This is a genomic window from Rhodopseudomonas palustris, from assembly GCF_003031265.1.
GTDB lineage: Bacteria > Pseudomonadota > Alphaproteobacteria > Rhizobiales > Xanthobacteraceae > Rhodopseudomonas > Rhodopseudomonas palustris_H.
This window is the reverse complement of the sequence record NZ_CP019966.1, coordinates 3,186,994-3,204,022: the sequence shown is the minus strand read 5'-3', so window position 1 is coordinate 3,204,022 and position 17,029 is coordinate 3,186,994. Positions and strand designations below refer to the sequence as shown.

Below are 17,029 nucleotides of genomic sequence, written 5' to 3'. Positions count from 1 at the left end.
AGAGAGCTGGAGCGATCAGCCGCGCTTGCTCATCTCGACGTAGTTGCGGGTGGTCGCGCCGGTGAAGAGCTGGCGCGGACGGCCGATCTTCTGATGCGGATCTTCGATCATCTCGCTCCACTGGCTGATCCAGCCGACGGTGCGGGCGACCGCGAACAGCACGGTGAACATGTCGGTCGGGAAGCCCATCGCCTTCAGCGTGATGCCCGAATAGAAGTCGACGTTCGGGTACAGCTTGCGGTCGATGAAGTACTGATCGCTGAGCGCGATCTTCTCGAGCTCCATCGCCACCTTGAGCAGCGGGTCGCCGTGGTGGCCGGTTTCGGCCAGCACTTCGTGGCAGACCTGCTGCATGATCTTGGCGCGCGGATCGTAGTTCTTGTAGACGCGGTGGCCGAAGCCCATCAGCCGCACCTGCGAGTTCTTGTCCTTCACCTTGGAGATGAAGTCCGGGATGTTCTCGACGGAGCCGATCTCCTTCAGCATCGCCAGCGCCGCTTCGTTGGCGCCGCCATGCGCCGGGCCCCACAGGCAGGCGATGCCGGCCGCGATGCAGGCGAACGGATTGGCGCCCGACGAGCCGGCGATACGGACGGTCGAAGTCGACGCATTCTGCTCGTGGTCGGCGTGCAGCGTGAAGATCTTGTCGAGCGCGTTCGCCAGCACCGGGTTGACGACGTATTCCTCGCACGGCGTGGCGAAGCACATCCGCATGAAGTTGGCGGCGTAGGACAGCGAGTTCTTCGGATACACGAACGGCTGACCGACCGAGTATTTGTAGGCCATCGCCGCCAGCGTCGGGACCTTGGCGATCATCCGGATCGAGGCGATCATCCGCTGGGTCGGATCGTTGATGTCGGTGGAGTCGTGATAGAACGCGGCCAGCGCGCCGACCGAAGCCACCATCACCGCCATCGGATGCGCGTCACGACGGAAGCCCTGGAAGAACCGGGCCATCTGCTCGTGAACCATGTTGTGGCGGGTGACGCGGTAGTCGAAGTCTTCCTTCTGCGCCTTGGTCGGCAGTTCGCCGTACAGCAAGAGATAGCAGGTTTCGAGGAAGTCGCCTTTTTCAGCGAGCTGTTCGATCGGGTAACCGCGATACTCGAGAACGCCTGCGTCGCCGTCGATGTAAGTGATTTTGGACTGGCAGCTCGCCGTCGACGTGAAACCCGGATCGTAGGTGAACATCCCGGTCTGCGCGTAGAGCTTGCCGATGTCGATGACGTCGGGACCGACTGTCCCGGTGAGCACCGGAAGATCGAAGTTCTTGTTTCCAACCGTCAGCGTTGCCGTTTTGTTGTTGGTCGTTGCGTCCATCGTGTGGTCCCCGATGTTCGTTGGCGAAACCAGCCGTATGCGCAGCGCTCTTGCGAGCGAGACTGGTTGTCTTGAAGCGCTGGCGGAAAGGCGTAGCTCATTGCAGTGTGCACTGCAAGGCGGCCGGACGCGAGCCGTTTCCCGGGTTTTTTACGCGGCCTGATCGGCGAGGCGGGACAGGCACTCGTCGCGCCCCAGCACCGCCAAAACGTCGAAGATTCCCGGCGATGTGGTTCGTCCCGTGAGTGCCACGCGGAGCGGTTGCGCCACTGCACCCAGCTTCAGCCCAGCCTGCTCGGCGAACGTCCGCATCGCGGCCTCGGTCGTCGCCGCCGTCCACGGCGTGACGTCCTCCAGCGCGGCGCGCAGCCGGCCGATCAGCTGTCGGGTTTCGGGCGTCAACACCGCCTGCGCCTTGGGATCCAGGGCCAGCGGCCGGTCGGCGAAGATGAAGCCGGCGTTGTCGAGCAGCTCGATCAGCGTCTTGGCGCGTTCCTTCAGCCCCGGCATTGCCTGGGTGAGCTTGGCACGGATGCTGTCGTCGAACTTCGCTGCAATCGCCGAGCCCTGCGGGATGTATTTCAGCAGGTCCTCGAGCAGGGTCACGAGAGAGTGATCATCGCTCTGACGGATGTAGTGACCGTTGAGGCTCTCGAGCTTGGCGAAATCGAACCGCGCCGCCGACCGGCCGATCGCCGGCAGGTCGAACGCATCGATCATTTCCTGCGTGGTAAAGATTTCCTGATCGCCGTGGCTCCAGCCGAGTCGGACCAGATAGTTGCGCAGCGCGGCCGGCAGGTATCCCATCGCGCGGTAGGCGTCGACGCCGAGCGCACCGTGGCGCTTTGACAGTTTCGAGCCGTCGGGACCGTGGATCAGCGGGATGTGCGCCATCACCGGCAGCTCCCACTCCATCGCGTCGTAGATCTGCTTCTGGCGCGCCGCGTTGATCAGATGGTCGTCGCCACGGATGACGTGGGTGACGCCCATGTCGTGGTCGTCGACCACCACCGCCAGCATGTAGGTCGGGGTGCCGTCGCCGCGCAGCAGCACCAGATCGTCGAGGTTCTCGTTCTGCCAGGCGACACGGCCCTGCACCTGATCCTCGATCACGGTCTCGCCGGTCAGCGGTGCCTTCAGGCGGATGGTCGGCTTGACGCCTTCCGGAGCCTCGGACGGATCGCGGTCGCGCCAGCTACCGTCGTAAAGCTTGGCACGGCCCTCGGCGCGGGCCTTGTCGCGCATCGCCGCCAGCTCCTCGGTGGTGGCGTAACAGCGGTAGGCCTTGCCGGCCGCCAGCAGCTGCTCGGCGACCTCACGGTGCCGCGCGGCGCGCGCAAACTGGTAAACGGTGTCGCCGTCCCAATCGATCCCGAGCCATTTCAGCCCGTCGAGAATGGCGTCGATCGCCTCCTGGGTCGAACGCTGGCGGTCGGTGTCCTCGATTCGCAGCAGCATCGTGCCGCCGTGCTTGCGCGCATACAGCCAATTGAACAGCGCGGTGCGGCCTCCGCCGATGTGCAGAAAACCAGTGGGCGAGGGCGCGAAGCGGGTGACGACGGGACGGGTCATTCGAACCAAATGCAGGGAAGGGAACGCGCCGGAGCGGCGCGCAGGGTGTATAGCAGGATCGGCGCATAACTAAAGTGGTCCGCGCAGCCCCTGGGGGTTGGCGCGGGGCGGCGGATTTGGCAGATACCCCTTTCGGTTCCGACCAGTAGGACGATTGACGCATGACGACGGCAGATACAGCGGCGGGCGAGGCAGGGCGCGACTTCATTCGCGACATCGTCCAGGCCGATCTCGACAGCGGGAAGCACCGGACCATCGTGACCAGGTTCCCGCCGGAGCCCAACGGCTATCTGCATATCGGCCATGCCAAGTCGATCGCGCTGAATTTCGGCATCGCGAAGGAATTCGGCGGCCGCTGCCATCTGCGGTTCGACGACACCAATCCGACCAAAGAAGAACAGGAATACATCGACTCGATCCAGGCCGACGTCCACTGGCTCGGCTTCGACTGGGGCGAGCACATGTTCTACGCCTCGGACTATTTCGAGCAGCTCTACGCCTGGGCGGAGCTGATGATCAAAAACGGCGACGCCTATGTCGACGATCAGTCGCAGGACGAGATCCGCGCCAGCCGTGGCACGCTGACCGAGCCGGGTAAGAACAGCCCGTTCCGCGACCGTTCGGTTGAGGAGAATCTCGATCTGTTCCGGCGGATGAAGGCCGGCGAATTCCCGAACGGCGCGCGGGTGCTGCGCGCCAAGATCGATATGGCGTCGGGCAACATCAACCTGCGCGATCCGGTGCTGTACCGCATCCTGCATGCGCACCATCCGCGCACCGGCGACAAATGGTCGATCTATCCGAGCTACGACTACGCGCACGGCCAGTCGGATGCGATCGAGGGCATCACCCACTCGATCTGTACGTTGGAGTTCGAGGATCACCGGCCGCTGTACGAATGGCTGCTGTCGAAGCTGCCGGTGCCGTCGCAGCCGCGGCAGTACGAGTTCGCGCGGCTCAACATCACCTACACGCTGCTGTCGAAGCGTGTGCTGACCGAGCTGGTGCGCGGCGGCCATGTCGCCGGCTGGGACGATCCGCGGATGCCGACGATGGCCGGGATGCGGCGCCGCGGCGTGCCGCCGGCGGCGCTGCGTGACTTCGTCAAGCGGATCGGCGTTGCCAAGGCCAACAGCGTGGTCGATCTCGGCATGTTGGAATTCTGCATCCGCGAGGAATTGAACCGCACCGCGCAGCGGCGGATGGCGGTGCTGAAGCCGCTGAAGGTGGTGATCGAGAACTACCCGGAAGGCCAGACCGAAGAGCTCGAGGCGATCAACCATCCGGACGATCCGAGCCTCGGCACCCGCAAGATCGCATTCGGCCGCGAGATCTACATCGAGCAGGACGACTTCATGGAGAACCCGCCGAAGAAGTTTTTCCGGCTGTCTCCGGGCAATGAGGTGCGGCTGCGCTATGCTTACTTCATCAAGTGCCGTGAGGTGATCAAGAACGACGCCGGCGAGATCGTCGAGCTGCGCTGCACCTATGATCCGGAAACCCGCGGCGGCAACGCGCCCGACGGCCGCAAGGTCAAGGCGACGATGCACTGGTTGCCGGCGGCGCAGTCGGTGAAGGCCGAGATCCGGATCTACAATCAGTTGTTCGCCAATCCGGCGCCGAGCGCTGCGACCTTTGCCGATGACCTCAATCCGCAGTCGCTCGAGGTGCTGACCGAGGCGCGGATCGAGCCGGAGACGGCGGCCAGCAACTCGACCGAGCCGCTGCAGTTCGAGCGCCAGGGTTACTTCGTCCGCGATCGTGACTCGACACCGGATAAGCCGGTGTTCAATCGTACCATCGGGTTGCGCGATACCTTCGCCAAGGAAGTCGCGAAGGGCTGAGCTACCACTGATCCTGATTGCGCTCCGCCGGTGATTGCCGGCGGAGGCATTCTGCTCCACTGTTCCGCTCGCGGCGGACGGGGGCGGGTGCCGTGGAGCGGCGCGATCGGACCAGAGCACGGACATGGCCGACCGGGGTGCCGGCGGGCGCCGGTGCGTTGCTGCCGTCCGGCCTGTCGTGGGGACCGGCTTTTCTTGATCTGTTACGCGACTGGGCGCGGGCCGAGGCGGGGCCGGGCCGCTTGCTGCCGTGGACGCCGGTGGCATTCGGCGCCGGTATTGCCTTGTACTTCGCCGCCGATCACGAGCCGGTTGCCTGGGTGGCGGCAGCGACCGCGGCGGCGTTCGGAAGCGCGGCCATCCTGCTGCGGCGCAGCCAAGCCTTCGCACCGGTCCTGTTGCTGGCGGCTCTCGTGGCAGGCTTTGCGACCGCGTCGCTGAAAGCGGCACGGATCGCGCATCCGGTGCTGGCCGCGCCGGTGTTCGCCGCGGAGCTGCGGGGCTTTGTCGAAATCCGCGAGGAGCGCGAGCGCACCGATCGCTTCGTCCTCCGCGTGACGCAGATGCAGGCGGCGCGGGTACCATCGCTGGAGCGGGTGCGGCTGTCGGTGAAGAAAGGGACGGCGCCTGCGGTCGGCAGCTTCGTGACATTGAAGGCGCGGCTGCAGCCGCCGCTTCAACCGCTGCGACCGGGCAGCTACGACTTCGCGCGCGATTTGTACTTCCAGGGCATCGCGGCGTCCGGCTTCGTACTCGGCGCGATCACCACCGCCGAGCCGCCGCAGGATGGCGGCTGGCGCTTGCGCTACGCCGCGGTGATGCAGGGCCTGCGCGATGCGATCGACGCCCGGATCCGCGCGTCGCTGGGGGGCGATCCGCGCGCGATCGCCACCGCGCTGCTCACCGGTAAGCGAGACGCGATCTCGACCCCGGTGAACGACGCGATGTTCATCTCCGGTCTCGGTCACGTGCTGTCGATCTCCGGTTATCACATGGCGGTGGTGGCCGGCGTGGTGTTCTTCGCGCTGCGTGCCCTGCTGGCGCTGATCCCGCGGCTGACCGTGACGTTTCCGATCAAGAAGGTTGCGGCCGCGGTCGCGCTTCTGGCGGCCGCGTTCTATCTGGCGCTGTCGGGTGCGGAAGTTGCGACCCAGCGCAGCTTTCTGATGACCGCGGTGGTGTTGATCGCCGTGATGGTCGACCGCCGCGCGATCACGTTTCGGACCCTGGCGCTGGCCGCACTGGTCGTGCTGTTGATCGCGCCGGAAGCGTTGGTGCATCCGAGCTTCCAGATGTCGTTCGCGGCCACACTTGGGTTGGTGGCGCTGGTGCAGATCGGCATGCCGGCGCTGTTCGCGCAGGCCGATAGTTCGACTGCTGCGCGGGTGGCGCTGTGGGGCGGGCGGGAGATTGCACTGCTGGCGCTGGCTTCGCTGGTCGCCGGCTTCGCGACGATGCCGTACGCGGCCTATCACTTCCACCGCATCACGCCCTATGGCGTGCTCAGCAATCTGGCGGCCATGCCGGTGGTGTCGGCGATCGTGATGCCGGCGGGGCTGCTCGGGCTCGCGGCGATGCCGTTCGGGCTCGATGCGCCGTTCTGGCGGATCATGGAACTCGGGATCGACTGGATGATCCTGGTCGCTCAATGGGTGGCGTCGCTGCCCGGCGCGGTCGGCCGCGTCACCGCGTTCGGCACCGGCCCCTTGCTCGTCGCCTCGCTCGGTATCGTGATGCTCGGTCTGCTCCGCTCGCCGCTGCGCTGGGCCGGGGCGCTCAGCGTTGGCGTCGCCATCGCCTGGGCGGCGCTAACGCCGCAGCCGGAGGTGCTGATTGCCGGCGACGGCAGGCAGGTCGCGGTACGCGGCGCCGACGGCCGGCTGCGCCTGATGCAGGGCGGCGCGGATAGCTTTCGGCTGAAGGAGTGGCTCGCCGCCGATGCCGATTCCCGCGCCCCGGATGCAGCATCGCTGCGAGCCGGCGTCTCCTGCGATCCGGACGGCTGTGTGACGCCGCTCGCCGACGGACGGTTGGTCGCACTGTCGCTCCGTCCCGATGGGCTCGCCGACGATTGCGCCCGTGCCGTGCTGATCATCACCGCCGGCCAGCCGCCGCCGGATTGCGCCGCACGGGTGATCGGCCGGGACGAATTACAGGCGAATGGCGCGCTGGCGCTGCGGCGGCGCGGAAACGATCGAGGGCTGTTCGTGGCGGAGGCCGCCCGACCTCGCGGCCAGAGTCGGCCCTGGGCTCCAGCGGCGACGGACGCGGCTATCTCGACCGAACCTTCAAGCCGCCGCCGTGCGCCGATCGACGCAACGCCGGCGCCACAGGACCAAGTGGGCGACGAGTAGGGCGCAAAGGCCCGCACGCCGACGACAGAGCGGGAGACCAGCTCTGTCCGCTGCGCGCCTCAATACTTGCGGTACAGCCCGATCAGCTTACCCTGGATGCGGACGCGGTTCGGCGGCAGGATCCGCACCTCATAGGCGGCGTTGGCCGGCTCCAGCGCGATCGAGGCGCCGCGGCGGCGGAAGCGCTTCAGCGTAGCTTCCTCTTCGTCGATCAGCGCCACCACGATGTCGCCGGTATCGGCGATGTCGTTCTTCTGGATCAGCGCCATGTCGCCATCGAGGATGCCGGCTTCGACCATCGAGTCGCCGCGCACTTCCAGCGCGTAGTGCTCGCCGCTGCCGAGCATGTCGGCCGGCACGCTGATGGTGTGGCTGCGGCTTTGCAGGGCTTCGATCGGCGTACCGGCCGCGATCCGGCCCATCACCGGCACCGCGACGCTGCCGCGATCATGGTCATCCTCGGCCGGCGCCGGGCTCGGCGGCCGCACCTTGCCGAGATTGCCTTCGATTACGCTCGGGGTGAAACCGCGGCGGCTGTTGCCGGGCATCCCGCCGGTGTCGGGCAGCTTGATGACTTCGATCGCGCGGGCGCGATTGGGCAGCCGCCGGATGAAGCCGCGCTCTTCCAGCGCGGTGATCAGGCGGTGGATGCCGGACTTGGAACGGAGGTCGAGCGCATCCTTCATCTCGTCGAAGGACGGCGGCACGCCGGCTTCCTTCAGTCGCTCGTTGATGAATTTCAACAGCTCAAACTGCTTGCGCGTCAGCATCGGCAAATCCCCAGTCGGCGATGATGTGCCGGTTCGAGGTGCGTTTCGGTTCGGGCCACGAGCCCTTGTGAGAGCGTCACCGTCGCCGAATCTCGAAAACAAATCATGAACGGACACTATCTGTTCGGGGTGTGTTCCGCAACCTCTTAATCGAAATCTAGGATTTTCACGGGTCGCTATAGCGGGAGCTTAAGGATGACGCAGGGTGAACCGGCGGGTGCGGCCGGCGCGAAAGCCGGGCGCACGATCAGCGCTTCCGCCGATGCCAGCCGCGCCAGCAGCGACGAATCCTGGCTGTCGACCGGAGTGGCGAGCTGCCGTCCGGTCTCGTCGCGCGACAGCGTGGCGCGCAGATAGTCCTCGCGCTGATCGTTGGCAGAAAGATCCGCGCCGAGCAGCGCCGGCTCGCGGACATGCCGTGGCTCGCTCATGCCGCACAGCGCGCGGATCAGCGGCACCATGAACAGCACCGCGCAGACGTAGGACGACACCGGATTGCCGGGCAGGCCGATCACCCGCATCGGGCCGAGATGACCGTGCATCATCGGCTTGCCCGGGCGCATCGCGATCTTCCAGAACGCGATCGTGGTGCCTTCGGCCTCCAGCGCGCCTTTGACCAGATCGTGGTCGCCGGCCGATGCGCCGCCGGTGGTGACGAGCAAATCGACGCCGAGATCGCGCGCCTGCCGGATCGCGGCTTGGGTCGCTTCCAGCGTGTCGGCGGCAATGCCGAGGTCGATCACGTCGGCGCCCTCGGCGCGCGCCAGCGCACGCAGCGCGTAGCCGTTGGAATAGACGATCTGGCCGGGAGCGGGCGCCGTGCCCGGCATCACCAGCTCATCGCCGGTGGCGAGCATCGCCAGCCGCGGGCGGCGATGCACCGGCAGCGCCGCGTGGTTCATGCCGGCGGCGAGCGCGAGGTCGCGGTCGTTCAGCCGGTGACCCTGGCGCAGCAGCACCTGGGATTCCTTGAAATCGATTCCGGCCGGGCGGATGTGACGGCCGGGTTTGACGGCTTCATTGACGGTGACGCGGTCGCCGTCGCGCACGGTGTCTTCCTGGATCACCACGGCGTCCGAACCGTCCGGCACCACGCCGCCGGTGAAGATGCGCAGCGCTTCGCCTGGGCCAATGCCGATCGTCGCCGGGCGGCCGGCCGCGATCTCGCCGATCACCCGGAGCGTTGCCGGTGTCGCCGCCACGTCCGCAGCGCGCACGGCGTAGCCGTCCATTGCCGACATCGCCTGCGGCGGCTGGGTCCGCAGCGCGGCGAGATCGCGCGCCAGCACGCGGCGGTGCGCGTCCTCGATCGCGACCAGCTCGGTGTCGAGTCCATGCGCACCAGCCAGCACCGCGGCCAGCGCGTCGTCGACCGGCATCAGAGCCATCGGGCCTCTCCCTCGCAGGCAAGTTGAAATCGAACCGTCACGATCCGGCTTTAGGTGGCGCGCAGCGCCCGCGCAAGATGCGCTCGGCGTCGGCGGCGAGCGCGGCGTGCCGCCGCGTCGGCCTAAATCATTATTGTCGAACCGTCGTCTTCGCCTGTACGACCGGTTCCAGGCATCGAGCGGACGTGGAGCGCGCAGATGGAAGATTTCCCGAAATGGTTCCTGCGGATCATGGTCGTGGTCGGCATCATCGCGTTCGGCTCGGTGTATTGGATGCGCCACGACTGGAGCAAAGGCTGGGCGCCGTCGTTCAACGCCGGCGATTACGGCCCGCCATCCGCATCCGCGCCTGAGCCTGCAGCGGCCCCTGTAGCCGCGCCGGCCGCGGCTCCGAGCGAAGCCGCGCGGCCTGCGGCAGCGCCGAGCGCACAGGCGAGCCGTACGTCGACGCCGTGCCAGCCGATCGGCCGCACCGCCAAGGGCGAGCTGGTGTACTCGATGGATTGCCGGGCGCTGCCGGCGCAGTAACGAACGGTCGCGGCATTGCGCGCGAGTCCACGCCGCAGTGCTTCTGAAGCGTTAATCGATGATCTCGGCGCCTTCGGCGCTGAGGCGGGCGAGACCGTCCTTCATCTGCTGTACGCGCTCCGGCGAGTGGCCCTGCCACTTGGTCACTTCGGCGACGATGCGCAGCGGATGCTTCGAGCGATAGGACAGCGTCGGATTGCCGGGAAATTTCTTGTCGGTGAGATTGGGATCGTCTTCGAACGGGCCGGTCGGTTCGACCACATAGATCCGCTGCGGCGCATCGCCGGCGGCGAGCTCGGCGCCCCAGATCGAAGCGTCCAGCGTGCCGGAGAAATACACCCAGGACAGCGGCGCGACGGTGGTGAAGTTGGACTGGTAGCCGATCACGATCAGCTCCCCGGGACCGAGATCGGCCCGTGTCCCGTGGAAGAACTGACGCACGAACATGCTGACCGCTGCGGACATGAGGGGCGCGCTCCGGTGTGACTGAACCGACGACAACGACGTCGGTGTGTGTCGGGTTCATCAGCCTCGAGGCTGATACCGAGCGCGTCGCGGTTTCCTTCGCCCCGGCTCAAGACGCATTCGGGCCGAGCAGGAGAGGCTGCCTTAAGTCGTTGCCGGCGCTTGGCCGCCGTCGTCGGCCTTGATCATCACCGGCAGATAGACGCTGGCGAATTCCGGCGGCAGGCGGCGCGGGCGGCCGCTGCTCAGTTCGATGCACACCAGTTGCCAGCGTCCGCGCATGATGGTGGCGCCGTCGCGCAGGCGGATCAGCTGGAAGCGGCGTTCCATCACCAGCTTGCCGTCGCTGCCATAGATCCAGGTTCCCAGCAGCAATTCGTCGCCCAAATGGCTCGGCAGCAGGTAGTCGTATTCGCCGCGCCGGATTGCCATCGCCCGATCGATCCGCTGCCAGTCGGCGAGCGACAGCCCGAGCGCTTCTGAATGCGCCCAGCCGACGCTGTCGCACCATCGCACATAGACCGAGTTGTTGGTGTGGTTGAGGCCGTCGATATCGGCCGGCGCGGGCGTCATCGGTAGCGTGAACGGGGCGGGATGATCCCAGGCAAGATCGGCAGAAGCGTCGGTCATCATCACGTCTCGTCGGTCGTCGGTTTCGCGCGCTTACAGCCCGAGCTGATCGAGGGTGCGGGCGACGTCGTCGCTGGAATGCACCTGGACGGCGTGCAGCCCGCGCTCGCGCGCGGCTTCGATGTTTTCCGCCAGATCGTCGAAGAACACAATGCGCTGTGGTGCAACGCCGATCGCCTTGACGACGTAATCGTAGGTCTCGGCGTGCGGCTTACGCATGCCGATCTGCGACGACAGAAACAGTTCGCGGAAGTGCACCAGCAGCTCGGCATAGTGCTCGGAGAAATGCGCGATATGCGCATCGTTGGTGTTGGACAGCGCGTACAACGGCAGCTGCTTGGCGGCGCGGTCGAGCAGCGGCGCGATGCCCGGCATTTCGCCGATGAAGATCGCGTTCCAGCCTTCGCGCAACTGTTCGTCGGTCAGCGTCAGCCCGAGCGCGCTGCGCACGGCGGCGAAGAACTGCGCATCGGTGACGTGGCCTGTCTCATAGCGATGGAAGGTGTCGTCCTGCGCCAGCTTGGCCATCAGCGCATGCGGATCGCTGCCGAGCTCGACGGCCCACGCCTTCAAGGTGCGGCGCAGATCGTAGTCGATCACCACGCGGCCGAGATCGAACAGCAGCGCATCGGCGGCGCCGGGGGCGAGGGCGGTGGTCATGCTGAGAACCTTGTCGATGAGATGCTGCGAGTCATGAGGTGGCGACACAGACGCATTTTGGTTAAAGAATGTTATAGACTGACGAAACCGTTTGGTAATCCGCAGCCGCTACAAGAAATGCCGCTGCGAAGCGCATCTTGCTGCAATCACCTTGCACCGTATGCGGGGTCGCGGCGCCGGGTATTGACCAGCGGCGATCCGCTCATGCGCTTCGGACTTCCCATCTTGCTGCCGTCGTCGACCGCATCGGATCCAAGCCGATGAAGGGTGGTGGTGGACGCCTGTCCTCGGGCAACAACAAGAAGAAGCCCGAGGAAGCTCACGCCACCCACGGCTGGTTCGTCACCTTTGCCGACCTGATGGGCCTTCTGGTCAGCTTCTTCGTCATGCTGGTGTCGTTCTCGACCCAGGACTTGCGCAAGATGCAGATCGTGGCCGGCTCGATGCGCGACGCGTTCGGCGTGCAGCAGAACTCGCGGTTCGCCGGCGTGATCGAGACCGACGGCGTGCCGGTGCAGGGCCACGTCAAGAGCAAGCGCAACGTCGCACCCGATCAGGCCAGCAACACGCCGCATCTGGAAGAGGCCGGTGGTTCGGGGAGCGCCGCTTCTCATGCCAAGGCCGAGCGCGAATTCGCGCTGGCTTCCGCGTCGCTGCGCCAAGCGCTGCAGGACGTGCCGGAACTGGCCGAGATGTCCAAGAACGTCGTGTTCGAAGAGACGCCGGTCGGGCTCAATCTCGAACTCACCGATCAGGACGGCCGGCCGATGTTTCCGGACGGCTCGGCGGTGCCTTACGAACGCACCCGCAAGCTGGTCGCCCGGCTCGCTGCGCCGCTGCGCGCGACCTCTCTGCGCGTGATCATCGTCGGCCACACCGCGGCGACCGTGGTACAAGCTGGCGATGACGATCCGCTCAGCCTGTCGGTGAACCGAGCCAATGCGGTGCGCGAGGTCCTGAAGCAGGAGGGCCTGCCCACCAGCCAGGTGCTCTCGCTGGTCGGCAAGGGCGACGGCGAACCGCTGTTTCCCGATGCGCCGACACTCGCCGCCAACCGCCGCGTCACCATCACCTTGATGCGCGAGAACCCGCCGTTGCCGCCGGATCTGCAGCGCTGACAACCGGTTGAGCTGACGACTTCGATTGGCGGCTCAAGCTCAGAAGCACAGTCCGACGCGGCGGCCGCGCTTCCACACCATCCGGCATTTCTTCTTGGTAGCACCGTGCAGCATCTCGAAGCGCTGCGGCAGATTGGCGTCGGCATTGAGCTCGACGCAGGCGCCGCCCGCCGAGTAGTCGACGACGCGGCACGGGATCACCGGCAGCTTCGGGCCGACGATCAGATTGGCATTCCCAGAGACGAGCCCGCTGGGGCGGACGCGTGCAAACCGTCGCGGCTGAGTCATACAAGTGGCTCCCGGCTGGCTGGATAAGGGGGCAGCCCGATTGCAACCGAGACTTGTTAAATTCGAGTTGTTGTCGACTCTAAACCGGCGCTACTTCCTCGCAACTAAGCCGCGTCCCGGACAGCTTCGAGGGAGCCGGGGCGCGGATGCTTAATGCCAGGTTATGAGTTTGCAGGCCGGATCTCGATCCGCTTCGCCGTCGAGGGTGACGGTTCCACCTTCGGCAGCGTCACGGTCAGCACGCCGTTCTTGAAGCTGGCGCTGACCTGGTCGGCGGCAACTGCGACGTCCAGCGGAATCCGGCGTTCGAACTTGCCGTAGAAGTGCTCGCTGAACTGCTTGTCCTTGGCCTCGTTCGACGCCGTCTTTTCACCGCGGATCGTCAGCGTACCGTCGTCCAGCAGTACCTCGATGTCTTTCTCCTCGAGGCCCGGCACTTCGGCAGCAATCTTCAGCTCCTTGTCGCCATCGGTGATTTCGAGTTTCGGCCAACCGGTACTGAACGGCGTCAGGGCGCCGGCACGGGCCGGCACGTCGAAGCCGCGGAATACGTCGTCGAACAGCCGATTCATCTCGCGGTGCAGCGACAGGAACGGGTCGCCTTCGAACGAGCGGGGCGCGGGTTGATTGGTCCGGCCCCAGGGGATGATGTCGCGCATGTTCATGGATGCCTCCTCGTACTCAGTCTTGAAGTCCTCGATACTGTTAGTTGTGATCTGGAAGTCGCCCGCGTATCGCGGGTGCGCTTTCGATTTGGGCGCGGTTGCGCCGCCGTCAAGGGGCAGGGTGGTAGTCCCGTGGGATGGGCTCGAAGATTTCTTTCGCGCACCGTCTTGAAAACGGTAACGCCGTGTCCAAGTCATCGGCCGTCCCGGTTTGGAAGGAGGAATTCGGGAGGACCACAGATGCGATCTACCAATTTCGAACACAGCTACGCGCCTGGCGCCGCCAGCGTCACGACCTTGCGCCCCTCGGCAACGGTCTATGATCATCCCGATCAGGTGCTGCGCGACGACGCGCTTTGCACAGCCGAAAAGCGCGCCATCCTCTCCTCATGGGCGTCCGACGCCAACGCCGTCGAGCAGCAGCCGTGGCTGCGTCTCGCGCCGGGGCACCGCAATCCGGTGCCGCTACGCGCAATCCTCGACGCGCTGCAGCGGCTCGATGACGACGATCCGCCACCGAAAGGCGGGGCCTCGATCCGGCTGAGCGGCGACCGCGCCGCTCAGCATGATCCGTCCGACGACTACCGGCCATCATGGAGGAGGCATTATGGTCTGGCGCCACGTATCAACCAGTTTCGACCCGTCCCGCTGTCCGGAGTGCGGCGCGACCATGCGGCTCGTGCGCGTCGAGCCACGACCGGTCGGACGCAAGGTTGAGTTCGAGCGCCACATCTATCGCTGTGAAGACTGCGCCAACACCAGCCGTTTCGTGATCGACCGGCAGGCGGTGGACTACGCGTTCGCGTAACGACGCCGATCCGCGTCCCGCGATGCGGCGGCCAGGCTACCCCGGTTGCCGCATCATCTTCCGCCATAGCGGCTTGACCAGTTCCAGCACGATCAGCACCACCAGCGCCGCGGCCGCGGTGAGGCCGAGATCGTCCGGATGCAGCGGGCCGAACCGGAACAGATCGCGCAGCCAGGGCCATGCCAGGCTGGCGATCAGCACCACCGCGACGATGCCGAGCATCCCCGCCAGCATCGCGTTGGGACGCCGAAGAGCCGTCAGCAGCGAGGCGCTGAACGAGCGATTGACGAAGATCAGTCCAACGAAACTCAGCACCAGCGCGAAGAACGTCAGCGCGCGCAGCTCGGTGTCCGGCATGGCGCGCATCTGGCCGATCACGAACACGCCGGCGACCAGCACGAACACCAACAGGCCCTGCAACATGCCCCACACGATCAGCGCCCGGCTGAACAGCGGCTGCTCCGGATCGCGGGGCGGGCGGCGCATCGCGTCGTCCTCGGCGGTCTCCGCCTCGAACACGATCGAGCACACCGGATCGATGATCATCTCCAGGAACGCGATGTGGATCGGTCCGAGCAGGATCGGCAATCCGAACAGCAGAGGCAGCAGCGCCAGCCCGGCGATCGGCACATGCACGGCGAAGATGAAGCCCATCGCCTTGACGAGGTTGTCGTAGATCCGCCGTCCGAGCCGGATCGCCTTGACGATCGAGGCGAAGTCGTCGTCGAGCAGCACGATCGCCGACGCTTCGCGCGCGACGTCGGTGCCGCGGCCGCCCATCGCGATGCCGATATGTGCGGCCTTCAGCGATGGCGCGTCGTTGACGCCGTCGCCGGTCATCGCCACGACTTCGCCGTCGGCTTTTAGCGCTTCGACGATCCGCAGCTTCTGCTCCGGCATGATCCGCGCGAACACGGTGGCGCGACGCAGCCGCTCGGCGAGCGCGGCGTCGTCGAGCGTGGCGATCTCTTCGCCGGTGACGCAACTGTCCGCATCGATCCCTGCCTGGCGCGCGATCTCCTGCGCGGTCGCCGGATAGTCGCCGGTGATCATCACCACGCGGATGCCGGCGGCACGGCAGTCGGCGACGGCGGCCGGCACCGATGCGCGCAGCGGGTCGGCGAGGCCGACGAGGCCGAGGAAGTCGAAGCGGAAGCCGAGCTGGGTCTCCGGCCAATCCTCGTCCGGATGCGACGCGCGCGCGACGCCGAGCACCCGCAGCCCCTCGGCCGCCATCGCATCGACGGTGCGTGAGACGTTGCCGAGCGCGGCGGCATCGAGGCCGCACATCCGCGCAATCGCTTCCGGCGCACCTTTCGCCGCCACCACGTAGTTGCTGACATCGTCCGGGTCGCGCCAGACCTGGGTGATCGCCAGCAGGTCGCGGCGCAGCCCGTAAGCGTGGACGAGGCTGCGGGCGCCATTGCCGTTGGGCAGATGGTCGCCGGCGAGCCGGTGCAGCGCGAGGTCCATCGGGTCGAACGGATCGGGTGCGGCGGCGAGCAGGCCGGTTTCCAGCAGCGGCGCGAAGCCTTGCGGCAGCGCGCCATCCTCGCGCGGCCGGAACACCTCGCCAGAAGGAAGCCGCAGTTCGGCGACCGACATCCGGTTCTCGGTCAGCGTTCCGGTCTTGTCGGTACACAGCACGGTGGCGGAGCCGAGCGCCTCGATCGCGGCAGCGCGCCGGGTCAGCACCCGGGCCTGCGAGATCCGCCAGGCGCCCATCGCCATGAACACCGTCAGTACCACCGGGAATTCTTCCGGCAGCATCGACATGCCGACGGTGATGCCGGCCAGCACCGCGTCGAGCCATCCGTCGCGCAATGCGCCGTAGAGGATCACGACCAGTGCAGTGAATGCGGCGGCGATGATGCCGAAGGTGCGGACCAACGCGCGGGTCTGCTGCTGCAGCCGTGGCGCTTCGGTCTGCATCGAGCCGAGGGCCTGACCGATCTTGCCGATTTCGCTGCGTGCACCCGTCGCGGTCACTTCGGCGAGGCCGCCGCCGCGCACCACCAGCGAGCCGGAATACACATTGGGCTGATCGTCGCCGCCGGGACGATGCGACGCGGTAGTGTCGGCTTCGTCCCGGCTGAGCTTGCGTACCGGCACTGACTCGCCGGTCAGCAGCGACTCGTCGACGAGCAGATCGTCGGCCTGCAGCAGCACCGCCTCGGCGGCGATGCGATCGCCCTCGGATAGTACGATGACGTCGCCGCGCGCCACCTCGCGCCCCGCAATGCGTTTGCGGACACCGTCGCGGATCACCAGGGCGCGCGGGCTGGTGAGATCGCGCAGCGTCTCCAGCACGCGCTCGGTGCGCGCTTCCTGCACCACCGTGATCACCACCGACAGGGTGGCGAAGATCAGCAGGATGATCGCTTCCTTGAGATCGCCGAGCGCCATGTAAACCACGCCGCCGCCGAGCAGCAGCGCCAGCATCGGCTCGCGTACCACCTCGAACACGATGCCGAGCAGGGTGCGGCGATCAGGGCTTGGCAGCTCGTTGTAGCCCTCGCTGGCGAGCCGTTCCGCAGCCTCGCGCTCGCTGAGGCCGGAGATGCTGTCGGAGGGAGAGGCGAGGTCGGGCATCGGGAAACCTGACGTTCGAGAGCCCGC

15 protein-coding genes are annotated in these 17,029 nt (G+C 66.5%); 5 read left to right on the top strand and 10 right to left on the bottom strand.

The genetic code is table 11. From position 1 onward, the window contains the following. Positions 1 to 15 precede the first annotated feature (15 nt). A complete protein-coding gene (gene gltA, locus RPPS3_RS14965) occupies positions 16 to 1,320 on the bottom strand; it encodes a citrate synthase (RefSeq protein WP_107344807.1) in 1,305 nt (434 codons plus the stop codon). A 150-nt stretch (positions 1,321 to 1,470) separates the two neighbouring features. Next, the gene (gene gltX / locus RPPS3_RS14960; protein ID WP_107344806.1) at positions 1,471 to 2,892 is read right to left on the bottom strand and encodes a glutamate--tRNA ligase; all 1,422 of its coding nucleotides are present in this window, start codon (positions 2,890 to 2,892) and stop codon (positions 1,471 to 1,473) included. Positions 2,893 to 3,053: 161 nt separating this feature from the next. On the opposite strand from gltX, the gene RPPS3_RS14955 reads away from it, so the two are divergent. Together RPPS3_RS14955 and RPPS3_RS14950 are read left to right on the top strand one after the other, a co-directional pair. After that, a complete protein-coding gene (locus RPPS3_RS14955; RefSeq protein WP_107344805.1) occupies positions 3,054 to 4,736 on the top strand; it encodes a glutamine--tRNA ligase/YqeY domain fusion protein in 1,683 nt (560 codons plus the stop codon). 92 nt (positions 4,737 to 4,828) lie between these two features. Then, complete coding sequence (locus tag RPPS3_RS14950) at positions 4,829 to 7,090, top strand: ComEC/Rec2 family competence protein (protein ID WP_107344804.1); 2,262 nt, start codon at positions 4,829 to 4,831, stop codon at positions 7,088 to 7,090. A gap of 59 nt (positions 7,091 to 7,149) precedes the next feature. Here the strand turns inward: RPPS3_RS14950 and lexA are convergent, their stop codons facing one another. Next, positions 7,150 to 7,860, bottom strand: coding sequence for a transcriptional repressor LexA (lexA, locus tag RPPS3_RS14945; RefSeq protein WP_107344803.1), 711 nt, complete (start codon positions 7,858 to 7,860; stop codon positions 7,150 to 7,152). Positions 7,861 to 8,036: 176 nt separating this feature from the next. After that, positions 8,037 to 9,248, bottom strand: coding sequence for a molybdopterin molybdotransferase MoeA (locus RPPS3_RS14940; protein WP_107344802.1), 1,212 nt, complete (start codon positions 9,246 to 9,248; stop codon positions 8,037 to 8,039). A gap of 198 nt (positions 9,249 to 9,446) precedes the next feature. Here RPPS3_RS14940 and RPPS3_RS14935 point away from each other — a divergent pair, with 198 nt between their 5' ends. After that, on the top strand, positions 9,447 to 9,776 hold the full coding sequence (locus RPPS3_RS14935) for a hypothetical protein (RefSeq protein WP_107344801.1): 330 nt from the start codon (positions 9,447 to 9,449) through the stop codon (positions 9,774 to 9,776). A gap of 51 nt (positions 9,777 to 9,827) precedes the next feature. Here the strand turns inward: RPPS3_RS14935 and arr are convergent, their stop codons facing one another. The 3 genes from arr to RPPS3_RS14920 all read right to left on the bottom strand — a co-directional run bounded on the left by arr (position 9,828) and on the right by RPPS3_RS14920 (position 11,531). Continuing rightward, positions 9,828 to 10,241: an NAD(+)--rifampin ADP-ribosyltransferase gene (gene arr, locus RPPS3_RS14930; RefSeq protein WP_107344800.1), complete on the bottom strand. Its 414-nt coding sequence runs from the start codon at positions 10,239 to 10,241 to the stop codon at positions 9,828 to 9,830. A 144-nt stretch (positions 10,242 to 10,385) separates the two neighbouring features. Then, positions 10,386 to 10,874, bottom strand: coding sequence for an acyl-CoA thioesterase (locus RPPS3_RS14925; protein ID WP_107344799.1), 489 nt, complete (start codon positions 10,872 to 10,874; stop codon positions 10,386 to 10,388). 30 nt (positions 10,875 to 10,904) lie between these two features. Next, positions 10,905 to 11,531: an HAD family hydrolase gene (locus RPPS3_RS14920; RefSeq protein ID WP_107346617.1), complete on the bottom strand. Its 627-nt coding sequence runs from the start codon at positions 11,529 to 11,531 to the stop codon at positions 10,905 to 10,907. 260 nt (positions 11,532 to 11,791) lie between these two features. Here RPPS3_RS14920 and RPPS3_RS14915 point away from each other — a divergent pair, with 260 nt between their 5' ends. Continuing rightward, positions 11,792 to 12,649 carry an OmpA/MotB family protein gene (locus RPPS3_RS14915; protein ID WP_107344798.1) on the top strand — a complete coding sequence of 286 codons (858 nt, stop codon included), beginning with the start codon at positions 11,792 to 11,794 and terminating at the stop codon, positions 12,647 to 12,649. A 39-nt stretch (positions 12,650 to 12,688) separates the two neighbouring features. Here the strand turns inward: RPPS3_RS14915 and RPPS3_RS14910 are convergent, their stop codons facing one another. Further along, the gene (locus RPPS3_RS14910; protein ID WP_013502316.1) at positions 12,689 to 12,937 is read right to left on the bottom strand and encodes a PilZ domain-containing protein; all 249 of its coding nucleotides are present in this window, start codon (positions 12,935 to 12,937) and stop codon (positions 12,689 to 12,691) included. 161 nt (positions 12,938 to 13,098) lie between these two features. Next, positions 13,099 to 13,602, bottom strand: a complete 504-nt coding sequence (locus tag RPPS3_RS14905) for an Hsp20/alpha crystallin family protein (protein ID WP_107344797.1) — start codon at positions 13,600 to 13,602, stop codon at positions 13,099 to 13,101. Between the two features lie 240 nt (positions 13,603 to 13,842). On the opposite strand from RPPS3_RS14905, the gene RPPS3_RS14900 reads away from it, so the two are divergent. Then, positions 13,843 to 14,319, top strand: coding sequence for a hypothetical protein (locus tag RPPS3_RS14900; RefSeq protein ID WP_107344796.1), 477 nt, complete (start codon positions 13,843 to 13,845; stop codon positions 14,317 to 14,319). Between the two features lie 127 nt (positions 14,320 to 14,446). On the opposite strand, the gene RPPS3_RS14895 is transcribed toward RPPS3_RS14900, so the two are convergent. Next, positions 14,447 to 17,002, bottom strand: a complete 2,556-nt coding sequence (locus RPPS3_RS14895) for a cation-translocating P-type ATPase (RefSeq protein WP_107344795.1) — start codon at positions 17,000 to 17,002, stop codon at positions 14,447 to 14,449. Positions 17,003 to 17,029: the final 27 nt, after the last annotated feature.